The organism is Shigella sp. FC1661 (genome assembly GCF_001712525.1).
GTDB classification, from domain to species: Bacteria; Pseudomonadota; Gammaproteobacteria; order Enterobacterales; family Enterobacteriaceae; genus Escherichia; species Escherichia coli.
In genome coordinates this window covers 1-11467 of record NZ_MDGW01000035.1, presented here as the reverse complement: position 1 = coordinate 11467, position 11467 = coordinate 1, and the positions used below count along the sequence as shown (strand labels likewise).

Annotated in this window: 8 protein-coding genes and 3 pseudogenes; 5 read left to right on the top strand and 6 right to left on the bottom strand. The window is 51.6% G+C overall.

The genetic code is table 11. The features are described from left to right. A partial coding sequence (locus tag BFF42_RS02980; RefSeq protein WP_001650043.1) for an IS1-like element transposase occupies positions 1 to 237 on the bottom strand: 237 nt, incomplete at its 3' end. 486 nt (positions 238 to 723) lie between these two features. Continuing rightward, positions 724 to 1068, bottom strand: a complete 345-nt coding sequence (locus BFF42_RS02970; RefSeq protein WP_001295493.1) for a RidA family protein — start codon at positions 1066 to 1068, stop codon at positions 724 to 726. 131 nt (positions 1069 to 1199) lie between these two features. On the opposite strand from BFF42_RS02970, the gene BFF42_RS02965 reads away from it, so the two are divergent. The 5 genes and pseudogenes from BFF42_RS02965 to rnd all read left to right on the top strand — a co-directional run bounded on the left by BFF42_RS02965 (position 1200) and on the right by rnd (position 7570). Continuing rightward, positions 1200 to 3110 (top strand): DNA repair helicase YoaA, encoded by a 1911-nt coding sequence (locus BFF42_RS02965; RefSeq protein ID WP_000128854.1) that lies wholly within the window; start codon positions 1200 to 1202, stop codon positions 3108 to 3110. A 57-nt stretch (positions 3111 to 3167) separates the two neighbouring features. Beyond that, the gene (gene tsaB / locus BFF42_RS02960) at positions 3168 to 3863 is read left to right on the top strand and encodes a tRNA (adenosine(37)-N6)-threonylcarbamoyltransferase complex dimerization subunit type 1 TsaB (RefSeq protein WP_001220988.1); all 696 of its coding nucleotides are present in this window, start codon (positions 3168 to 3170) and stop codon (positions 3861 to 3863) included. A 39-nt stretch (positions 3864 to 3902) separates the two neighbouring features. Further along, positions 3903 to 4484 (top strand): Slp family lipoprotein YeaY, encoded by a 582-nt coding sequence (gene yeaY, locus BFF42_RS02955; protein WP_000290574.1) that lies wholly within the window; start codon positions 3903 to 3905, stop codon positions 4482 to 4484. A gap of 204 nt (positions 4485 to 4688) precedes the next feature. Next, positions 4689 to 6373, top strand: a pseudogene (fadD, locus tag BFF42_RS02950) (long-chain-fatty-acid--CoA ligase FadD). Between the two features lie 81 nt (positions 6374 to 6454). Beyond that, positions 6455 to 7570: a ribonuclease D gene (gene rnd / locus BFF42_RS02945; protein ID WP_039060269.1), complete on the top strand. Its 1116-nt coding sequence runs from the start codon at positions 6455 to 6457 to the stop codon at positions 7568 to 7570. A 53-nt stretch (positions 7571 to 7623) separates the two neighbouring features. Here rnd and yeaX read toward each other — a convergent pair whose 3' ends face one another. The 4 genes and pseudogenes from yeaX to BFF42_RS02925 form a co-directional block, all read right to left on the bottom strand. Further along, positions 7624 to 8589, bottom strand: a complete 966-nt coding sequence (yeaX, locus tag BFF42_RS02940; RefSeq protein WP_001287030.1) for a carnitine monooxygenase reductase subunit YeaX — start codon at positions 8587 to 8589, stop codon at positions 7624 to 7626. A gap of 55 nt (positions 8590 to 8644) precedes the next feature. Beyond that, complete coding sequence (gene yeaW / locus BFF42_RS02935; protein WP_000067827.1) at positions 8645 to 9769, bottom strand: carnitine monooxygenase, oxygenase subunit YeaW; 1125 nt, start codon at positions 9767 to 9769, stop codon at positions 8645 to 8647. A 31-nt stretch (positions 9770 to 9800) separates the two neighbouring features. Further along, positions 9801 to 11159 (bottom strand): annotated as a pseudogene (yeaV, locus tag BFF42_RS02930) (BCCT family transporter YeaV); the annotation flags it as partial. Between the two features lie 16 nt (positions 11160 to 11175). After that, positions 11176 to 11467: pseudogene (locus tag BFF42_RS02925) on the bottom strand (IS1-like element IS1X2 family transposase); the annotation flags it as partial.

Below are 11467 nucleotides of genomic sequence, written 5' to 3'. Positions count from 1 at the left end.
CGTGTTGAGGCCAACGCCCATAATGCGTGCACTGGCGCGACATCCGACGCCATTCATGGCCATATCAATGATTTTCTGGTGCGTACCGGGCTGAGAGGCGGTGTAAGTGAACTGTAGTTGCCATGTTTTACGGCAATGAGAGCAGAGATAGCGCTGATGTCCGGCAGTGCTTTTGCCGTTACGCACCACGCCTTCAGTAGCGGAGCAGGAAGGGCATCTGATGGAAATGGAAGCCACGCAAGCACCTTAAAATCACCATCATACACTAAATCAGTAAGTTGGCAGCATTACCCAGCAGGCATATTCTTATCCTTAAAATTAACCATGTTATCGATAAGGCTATATATGACCTTAATTTGCATCTAATATCAAAGGGATTATAACGATATGGCACGAGTTAACCTGTTGACATTCAGGTGTTTTAAAGGTAGCAGCTCATGGTGTGTTATCCAGTAAGATGGAGAAAATTAACGGTCAGTCCGCACGCTATAACCAGATTGTTCAGCTAAGAAAGAAAACCAGAGGTGCTAATCGAAGGGCGAACACAACGGCATGGTTATGTTTATTTATATAGTTAGCTTTATAGCTAAAATTGAAATTATAAAAATAAATAATGAATTAGCAGGAGCATCAACAGTAATATCTTAATCTCTGGTCGATTTATGTAAAACCGACCAGTATTATCGATAAATTATCGTCTGACTTATTTTGCTTCGATAAAGCTTACACCGCAGCCACAATCTTAATTTCAACTTTATACTTCGGGTTCATCAGCCCCGCTTGCACCGTGCAGCGCACCGGCGCATGACCCGCCACAACCCAGGCATCCCACGCTTTATTCATCGCCGCGAAGTCGTTTTTATCAGCCAGGAAAATGGTGGCATCCAGAATGCTCGATTTATTGCTGCCCTGTTTTTCCAGCACGGCGTCAATCTGCGCCAGCGTGTTGGCGGTTTGCTCAAAAGCATCGGCGTCGAGGTTTTCCGGTACACCAGTGTAGTAGAGCGTGTTGTTGTGGATTACTACATCAGACCAGCGGGCTTCAGCATCGATACGAACGATAGTCATCATTTTGTCCTCATTATACTTCCATTTTCGTGCTGCAAAGACTGCCACAATGTGAGGTTGCCGTCACCACTTCAACTGGCGAAAGCGCCCTCATCCTGACATAATCCCTGTTCAAATCAACAGGGGGTAGTGTGACGGACGATTTTGCACCAGACGGTCAGCTGGCGAAAGCGATACCAGGCTTTAAGCCGCGAGAACCACAGCGACAGATGGCGGTAGCCGTCACCCAGGCGATAGAAAAAGGCCAGCCGCTGGTGGTGGAAGCAGGAACCGGTACGGGCAAAACCTACGCTTACCTGGCTCCTGCGCTGCGGGCGAAAAAGAAAGTCATTATCTCGACCGGCTCAAAAGCGTTGCAGGATCAGCTCTACAGCCGCGATTTGCCAACAGTCTCAAAGGCATTGAAATATACGGGCAACGTGGCGCTGCTGAAAGGGCGCTCAAACTACCTCTGCCTCGAACGTCTCGAACAGCAGGCGCTGGCGGGGGGCGATCTGCCGGTACAAATCTTAAGCGATGTGATCCTGCTGCGCTCCTGGTCTAATCAAACAGTCGATGGTGATATCAGCACCTGCGTCAGCGTGGCGGAAGATTCACAGGCGTGGCCGCTGGTTACCAGCACCAACGACAACTGTCTTGGCAGCGACTGCCCGATGTATAAAGATTGCTTTGTGGTCAAAGCACGTAAAAAAGCGATGGACGCCGATGTGGTGGTGGTAAACCATCATCTCTTTCTGGCGGATATGGTGGTTAAAGAGAGTGGATTTGGCGAACTGATCCCGGAAGCGGACGTCATGATCTTCGACGAAGCCCACCAGCTACCGGACATTGCCAGCCAGTATTTTGGTCAGTCACTCTCCAGTCGACAACTGCTCGACCTGGCAAAAGACATCACCATCGCCTACCGCACCGAATTAAAAGACACCCAGCAGTTACAAAAGTGCGCTGATCGTCTTGCCCAGAGTGCGCAGGATTTTCGTCTGCAACTCGGTGAGCCAGGTTATCGAGGTAACCTGCGTGAGCTGTTAGCTAATCCGCAAATTCAGCGGGCATTTTTACTGCTCGATGACACCCTGGAACTTTGTTATGACGTGGCGAAACTGTCACTGGGGCGTTCCGCCTTGCTGGATGCGGCATTTGAGCGCGCTACGTTGTATCGCACACGGCTGAAGCGGCTAAAAGAGATCAATCAGCCGGGCTACAGCTACTGGTACGAATGCACTTCGCGCCATTTTACTCTGGCTCTCACGCCGCTCAGCGTGGCGGATAAATTCAAAGAGTTAATGGCGCAAAAGCCTGGTAGCTGGATCTTCACCTCAGCAACGCTGTCGGTGAACGACGATCTGCATCATTTCACCTCGCGGCTTGGGATAGAACAGGCGGAGTCGTTGCTATTGCCAAGCTCGTTTGATTACAGCCGCCAGGCGTTACTCTGTGTGCCGCGCAATCTGCCGCAAACCAACCAGCCAGGTTCTGCTCGCCAGTTAGCGGCAATGCTGCGACCGATCATCGAAGCTAACAACGGTCGTTGTTTTATGCTTTGTACCTCGCACGCCATGATGCGTGATCTGGCCGAGCAGTTCCGCGCTACCATGACGCTTCCCGTTTTGTTGCAGGGGGAAACCAGCAAAGGGCAACTGTTGCAGCAATTTGTCAGCGCCGGTAACGCGCTTCTTGTGGCAACCAGTAGTTTCTGGGAAGGGGTGGACGTGCGTGGCGATACATTGTCATTGGTGATTATCGACAAGTTGCCGTTTACCTCACCGGATGACCCGCTGTTAAAAGCGCGCATGGAAGATTGCCGTTTGCGCGGTGGCGACCCGTTCGATGAAGTACAACTGCCGGATGCGGTGATTACTCTCAAGCAGGGGGTAGGGCGACTGATTCGCGACGCCGACGATCGCGGGGTTTTGGTGATTTGTGACAATCGGCTGGTGATGCGCCCTTACGGCGCGACGTTTCTCGCCAGTCTGCCGCCCGCGCCGCGCACCCGTGACATTGCCCGTGCGGTTCGTTTCCTTGCGATACCATCCTCCAGGTAATTTGTTACGGAGTATGGTATGATGCGCGCCTTTTTATTGATCTAAGCACGAAGACCCATGCGAATTCTGGCTATCGATACCGCGACAGAGGCCTGCTCTGTCGCCCTGTGGAACGACGGTACTGTCAACGCTCATTTTGAGCTTTGCCCTCGTGAACATACTCAACGAATCTTACCGATGGTGCAGGATATCCTGACCACCAGCGGAACTTCCCTGACTGATATTAACGCTCTGGCTTACGGGCGCGGCCCCGGTAGCTTTACCGGCGTGCGCATTGGTATTGGCATTGCGCAAGGGCTGGCACTTGGCGCAGAGCTGCCGATGATTGGCGTCTCCACGCTAATGACAATGGCGCAAGGGGCGTGGCGCAAAAACGGCGCAACCCGCGTGCTGGCTGCCATTGATGCGCGGATGGGCGAAGTTTACTGGGCCGAATATCAGCGTGATGAAAACGGTATCTGGCGCGGTGAAGAAACCGAAGCCGTACTCAAACCCGAACTCGTTCATGAACGAATGCAACAGCTTTCCGGCGAATGGGTAACGGTAGGGACGGGCTGGCAAGCCTGGCCGGATCTCGGTAAAGAGAGCGGGCTGGTTTTGCGCGACGGAGAAGTTTTACTGCCAGCGACGGAAGATATGCTGCCGATTGCGTGTCAGATATTTGCCGAGGGTAAAACGGTGGCGGTGGAACATGCCGAACCGGTTTATTTACGTAACAACGTCGCATGGAAGAAACTTCCGGGCAAAGAATGAATCTTAAGAGTATGCCCTGAGAAAAAAAGGAGTCGCATCATGGCGGTTCAAAAGAATGTTATCAAAGGCATACTGGCAGGTACGTTTGCGCTAATGCTGAGCGGTTGTGTCACTGTGCCGGACGCCATTAAAGGCAGCAGTCCCACGCCGCAACAAGATTTAGTTCGGGTGATGAGTGCGCCGCAGCTGTACGTTGGTCAGGAGGCACGCTTTGGTGGCAAAGTGGTTGCGGTACAAAACCAGCAAGGGAAAACCCGCCTGGAAATTGCTACCGTACCGCTGGACAGCGGAGCCAGACCGACGCTGGGAGAACCTTCTCGCGGTCGCATTTATGCCGATGTGAACGGTTTTCTGGACCCGGTGGATTTCCGTGGACAACTGGTTACGGTAGTCGGGCCAATCACTGGTGCGGTTGACGGCAAAATCGGCAATACGCCCTATAAATTTATGGTGATGCAAGTAACGGGTTACAAACGTTGGCATTTAACCCAGCAGGTGATTATGCCGCCTCAGCCGATTGATCCATGGTTTTATGGCGGTCGTGGCTGGCCCTATGACTACGGCGGATGGGGCTGGTATAATCCCGGTCCCGCGAGAGTACAAACAGTTGTAACTGAATAATTGCTTGTTTTTAAAGAAAAAGAAACAGCGGCTGGTCCGCTGTTTCTGCATTCTTACGGTAAAGATAAAAATAAATAGTGACGAGCTTCGCAACCTTTTCGTTGGGTAATTATCAAGCTGGTATGATGAGTTAATATTATGTTAACGGCATGTATATCATTTGGGGTTGCGATGACGACGAACACGCATTTTAGAGGTGAAGAATTGAAGAAGGTTTGGCTTAACCGTTATCCCGCGGACGTTCCGACGGAGATCAACCCTGACCGTTATCAATCTCTGGTAGATATGTTTGAGCAGTCGGTCGCGCGCTACGCCGATCAGCCTGCGTTTGTGAATATGGGGGAGGTGATGACCTTCCGCAAGCTGGAAGAACGCAGTCGCGCGTTTGCCGCTTATTTGCAACAAGGGTTGGGGCTGAAGAAAGGCGATCGCGTTGCGTTGATGATGCCTAATTTATTGCAATATCCGGTGGCGCTGTTTGGCATTTTGCGTGCCGGGATGATCGTCGTAAACGTTAACCCGTTGTATACCCCGCGTGAGCTTGAGCATCAGCTTAACGATAGCGGCGCATCGGCGATTGTTATCGTGTCTAACTTTGCTCACACACTGGAAAAAGTGGTTGATAAAACCGCCGTTCAGCACGTAATTCTGACCCGTATGGGCGATCAGCTATCTACGGCAAAAGGCACGGTAGTCAATTTCGTTGTTAAATACATCAAGCGTTTGGTGCCGAAATACCATCTGCCAGATGCCATTTCATTTCGTAGCGCACTGCATAACGGCTACCGGATGCAGTACGTCAAACCCGAACTGGTGCCGGAAGATTTAGCCTTCCTGCAATACACCGGCGGCACCACAGGTGTGGCGAAAGGCGCGATGCTGACTCACCGCAATATGCTGGCGAACCTGGAACAGGTCAACGCCACCTATGGGCCGTTGCTGCATCCAGGTAAAGAACTGGTAGTAACGGCACTGCCGCTGTATCACATTTTTGCCCTGACCATTAACTGCCTGCTGTTTATCGAACTGGGTGGGCAGAACCTGCTTATCACTAACCCGCGTGATATTCCAGGGTTGGTAAAAGAGTTAGCGAAATATCCGTTTACCGCTATCACTGGCGTTAACACCTTGTTCAATGCGTTGCTGAACAATAAAGAGTTCCAGCAGCTGGATTTCTCCAGTCTGCATCTTTCCGCAGGCGGTGGGATGCCAGTGCAGCAAGTGGTGGCAGAGCGTTGGGTGAAACTGACCGGACAGTATCTGCTGGAAGGCTATGGCCTTACCGAGTGTGCGCCGCTGGTCAGCGTTAACCCATATGATATTGATTATCATAGTGGTAGCATCGGTTTGCCGGTGCGTCGACGGAAGCCAAACTGGTGGATGATGATGATAATGAAGTACCACCAGGTCAACCGGGTGAGCTTTGTGTCAAAGGACCGCAGGTGATGCTGGGTTACTGGCAGCGTCCCGATGCTACCGATGAAATCATCAAAAATGGCTGGTTACACACCGGCGACATCGCGGTAATGGATGAAGAAGGATTCCTGCGCATTGTCGATCGTAAAAAAGACATGATTCTGGTTTCCGGTTTTAACGTCTATCCCAACGAGATTGAAGATGTCGTCATGCAGCATCCTGGCGTACAGGAAGTCGCGGCTGTTGGCGTACCTTCCGGCTCCAGTGGTGAAGCGGTGAAAATCTTCGTAGTGAAAAAAGATCCATCGCTTACCGAAGAGTCACTGGTGACTTTTTGCCGCCGTCAGCTCACGGGATACAAAGTACCGAAGCTGGTGGAGTTTCGTGATGAGTTACCGAAATCTAACGTCGGAAAAATTTTGCGACGAGAATTACGTGACGAAGCGCGCGGCAAAGTGGACAATAAAGCCTGAGCGTTAAGTCAGTCGTCAGACGCCGGTTAATCCGGCGTTTTTTTTGACGCCCACTAAAGAGAAAACAATTTGAATTACCAAATGATTACCACGGACGATGCGCTGGCTTCTTTGTGTGAAGCCGTCCGTGCCTTTCCGGCGATAGCCCTGGATACTGAATTTGTTCGTACGCGCACTCATTACCCGCAGCTGGGGTTGATTCAACTTTTCGATGGCGAGCATCTGGCGCTAATTGATCCTCTCGGGATCACCGACTGGTCACCGCTGAAAGCGATCCTGCGCGATCCGTCCATCACAAAATTTCTCCATGCAGGCAGTGAAGATCTGGAAGTGTTCCTCAATGTCTTTGGCGAATTACCACAACCCTTGATTGACACGCAAATCCTTTCTGCCTTCTGCGGACGCCCGATGTCATGGGGTTTCGCTTCCATGGTGGAAGAGTATTCCGGCGTTACGCTGGACAAGAGTGAATCGCGCACCGACTGGCTGGCCAGACCGCTGACCGAACGTCAGTGTGAATACGCAGCGGCGGATGTCTGGTATCTGTTACCGATCACCGCCAAGCTTATGGTAGAAACGGAGGCCTCCGGCTGGCTACCTGCGGCGCTGGATGAATGCCGCCTGATGCAAATGCGTCGTCAGGAAGTCGTTGCGCCGGAAGATGCCTGGCGTGATATCACCAATGCCTGGCAGTTACGCACACGCCAACTGGCCTGTCTGCAACTGTTAGCCGACTGGCGACTGCGCAAGGCGCGAGAGCGTGATCTGGCGGTGAACTTTGTCGTGCGTGAAGAGCATTTGTGGTCGGTCGCGCGTTATATGCCGGGAAGTTTAGGCGAACTGGACAGCTTGGGTTTATCCGGTAGCGAAATCCGCTTTCACGGTAAAACGCTGCTGACGCTGGTGGAAAAAGTGCAGACATTGCCGGAAGAGGCCTTACCGCAGCCGATGCTTAACCTGATGGACATGCCTGGTTATCGTAAAGCGTTTAAAGCGATTAAGTCGCTGATTACTGACGTGAGCGAAACGCATAAGATCAGCGCCGAATTACTGGCATCGCGTCGGCAAATCAACCAACTGCTGAACTGGCACTGGAGACTGAAACCGCAGAACAATTTGCCGGAGCTGATTTCCGGCTGGCGTGGTGAGCTGATGGCGGAAGCATTACACAATTTATTGCAGGAATATCCGCAGTAAAATCTTCCGAAGCCGGACTGGGCGCGCTCAGCGCCACATCCGGCTTTGGCAAACTACAAATCCAACACCAGGCGTTTACCCTTCGCACGCGAACAACAGATCAACATACTTTGCTGGCTGGCACGCTCTTCATCGCTAAAATACTGATCCCGATGGTCAGCTTCACCTTCCAGTATTGCTGTTTCGCAGGTTCCGCATACCCCTTCACGACATAAACATTCCACTTTCGCGGCTTTATTATTTTCAATAACCTGCAAAATAGTCATCTCTTCCGGCACCACAAACTCTTTTCCGGAACAGGCAAGCACCAGGGTAAAGGCATCGCCGGTTTTGTCTTCGATAGCAAATTGCTCAAAGTGCAGCGTATCGGCGGCGATGTCCAGACGCGCAGCTTCACTTCTTACCGCTTCATTTAGCGCCTCGGGACCACAGGTATAAACGTGTGTGCCAGGTTCGATATCCGCCAATAATCGCGCTAATTCCAGTCGTGTTCCGGTTGATGAGTGATGCAAGTGAACTTTCTCAGCCTGCGGATGCTGGACTAGCTCATCACGAAATGCGCAACTTTCTGGATTTCGCGAGCAGTAATGTAGCTGCCAGTCGACGTCGCTGTGTTGCAGCTCTGCCATGTGCGACAGGAAAGGGGTGATACCAATACCGCCCGCGATAAACAGATGCTTTCTGGCTGAGGGAATTAGCGCAAACAGGTTATTAGGCGTTGAAATCGTTAACCGATTGCCCACTTTTACCTGCTGATGCAAAAAGCGGGAACCGCCGCGCGAGTTTTCCTCCAGCCGAACGGCAATCTGATAACAAGAGGTGTCATGCGGCGAACTCAGTAGTGAATACGCATTGCTGTACTGGTTATCACCATCGCTCATCTGCACAATGACGTGACTTCCTCCGGTGAACGCAGGCAGCGGTTTGCCATCGGTTGCCACCAGCGTGAAGCGTTTCACCTGTTCGGTAAGGGGTTCAACCTGGCTCACCTGTACTTCAAACATTTGATAGTCTGACATTGCTGTACTCCATCAAAAATCAGCCCAGCGGCGGAAAATACCGCCGCCGATGTCATTAGTCCTTAAACACCTGCGCCAGCAGATTATGGAAATGGGCGATACCATGTTCGGAAATGCCACTACCGCTACTGTCGGCCATGATGCGCCCCTGACCACGATAGCCACGCGATTTCAGCCCTTTCTGTACGCTTTCAACCAGACGTAAATCTTCCGGACGGAACACATCGCGATACCACTCAATCAGCGATTTTTGCTCGTCGGTTAACTCTTCATTGGTGAAGTAAATATCGTAGTTTTGCAGGGTAGTTTCAGAATCCACCGGGAATTCATAAATGACCGTCATCATCCCTTTGATCGGGGTGACGTTCAGCATCGTGCACGGCCACAGCCAGAAACCGTGGAATGCCGCATCCGTACCCTCTTCAAATTTAAACGACTGTTCGGACGGTTTGGCGAAACCGTATTGCAGCGTCCAGTTACCGTGCATGGTGTGCCAGTAACGATCAACCTGTACGGAGTCGGAGAAACCTGGATGCGCCGGACCACAGTGATAGCACTCGAGATAGTTATCGACAATGTTCTTCCAGTTGGCAGACGTGCGGGTGGTAAAGCGGGCCGCCAGTTTCAGATCGTGGACTTCCGGGCAGGCTTCCAGCACTTTCGCGCCCAGACCGGGTAACTGATCTTCTACGCTGGTGGCGTTGGGGTCCATGTTGATGAAGACGAATCCGGCATATTCTTCCAGACGCACCGGAACCAGTTGCGCTTTGTCGCTATCGAAATTGGCGACGTTTTCGCAGTTACGTGCATGGGCCAGATTGCCATCGAGTTTGAATGCCCATGCGTGATACGGGCAGGTAATCACATTTTTTGCTTTTCCTTCACCGCTCAACAACTGATGACCACGGTGCGGACACACGTTATAGAACGCGCGCAAAACCTTATCACGACCGCGTACCAGCACGATGCTTTCGCCAATGATCTCACGCGTCACATAATCATTGGCATTCGCCAGTTCGCTGCTGTGAGCGACGCAAATCCAGCTTTTGGCGAAGACGTTCTCTTTTTCGTGTTCAAACGCGTTCTGATCGGTATAAAAACGGGCAGGAATGGTCCACGCCTCTTGCGGGTTAGCGCAAAAATTTTCGGGTAGTACAAAGTCAGGGCTCAGATTGCTCATAGGGATACCTTTATCGTTAGGATGATGGCGCTCAGTTGTCGCCTTTGAATACGGTTCCCGCAGGGATCACTGGTGTTTTTTCCAGGGCTTCAACCGGTGTCTGCGGGAGATAATGTTCAACTTGATGAGCCGGAATGTCGGCGTAATCCTGTTTCAGCCAGCGAATAAATCCGCCGACTTTCACCAGTAAAATGACGAGGAAGGGAAGGGCTGTGAGCACGACGGTGGTTTTCATCGTTTCCAGCGAAGCACCGGTAAACAAGATGGAAAGCGGGATCAGAGTGATCACCACGCACCAGAAAAGACGCAGCCCACGGTCAGGATCGTCACCTTCCTGGAGATTACGCGTACTGGTCGCCGCCATGGTGTAGGCCACTGCATCCATATGCGAGGCAAGGAAAATAATCATCACGCCCAGGTATGCGGCGAGGAACAATTTACCGGCTGGCAACGACATCAGAACTTGCTGTACAGCTGTTTCGCCGCCCAGTGTTTCCAGCACCTGTGGGACGTTGATTACGCCATTGATAAACTGATGAATGGCATAGCTTTCCATTACGCCGAAGAAGAACCAGCAACCGACGGTGCTGCCGAGGATCAGTCCCCAGATAACTTCTTTAATCTTACGACCGCGGGAAACGCGGGTGACAAACATTGCTACGCCAGGGGTGTATGAGATCCACCACAGCCAGTAGAAAACGGTCCAGTTGCGGGTAAATGAACCATCGCCAAGCGGATCGGTGAATAAGCTCATTTGCAGGAAGTTTTGCGTGGTCAGGCCGATGGCATTGATGATGCTGTTGGTAATAAATTCGGTTGGGCCGACAATCAGCACCAGTAATGGCAGCAGGAACGCGCCCCAGCCAACCATTTTGCTCAGACGTTGCAAACCGTTGTTGATACCAATCCACGAGCTTAGGCAAAAAATGCCGCCAGAAAGCAGGATCACAAATGCCTGCACGGTGAAGTTGTCGGGTAAACCTGTCAGTGCGGAAAGTCCACGAGTAAAGGTTGCTGCGGTGACAACAAGGGAAATAGTCAGTGCGCCGACAGTGGCGATCAGGAACATCAAATCAACCAGTTTTCCCCATGGGCCTTGCGGGCGAACGCCGGTAATAGCAGCAATAATGCCGGAAAGGCTCAGACCTTTGTTTTTCCGCACATGAAAGTGATAAGCCATGATTAATGAGGCCAGCGTATAAGTTGCCCAGGCGCTGATGCCCCAGTGGAAGAAAGAGTAGGGAACGCTAAATTCGAGTGCCTGTTGTGAACGCGGTGCGATATTTAATCCAGGTGTTTGATAATAATAGGCCCATTCAGCAACCCCCCAATAAAGCGTAGAAGAACCTAAACCGGCACAAATAAACATAAACAGCCAGGAGAGCGTGCTGGGTAATGACTCCAACTTACTGATAGTGTTTTATGTTCAGATAATGCCCGATGACCTTGTCATGCAGCTCCACCGATTTTGAGAACGACAGTGACTTCCGTCCCAGCCTTGCCAGATGTTGTCTCAGATTCAGATTATGTCGCTCAATGCGCTGAGTGTAACGCTTGCTGATAACGTGCAGCTTTCCCTTCAGGCGTGATTCATACAGCGGCCAGCCATCCGTCATCCATACCACGACCTCAAAGGCCGACAGCAGGCTCAGAAGACGCTCCAGTGTGGCCAGAGTGCGTTCACCGAAGACGTGCGCC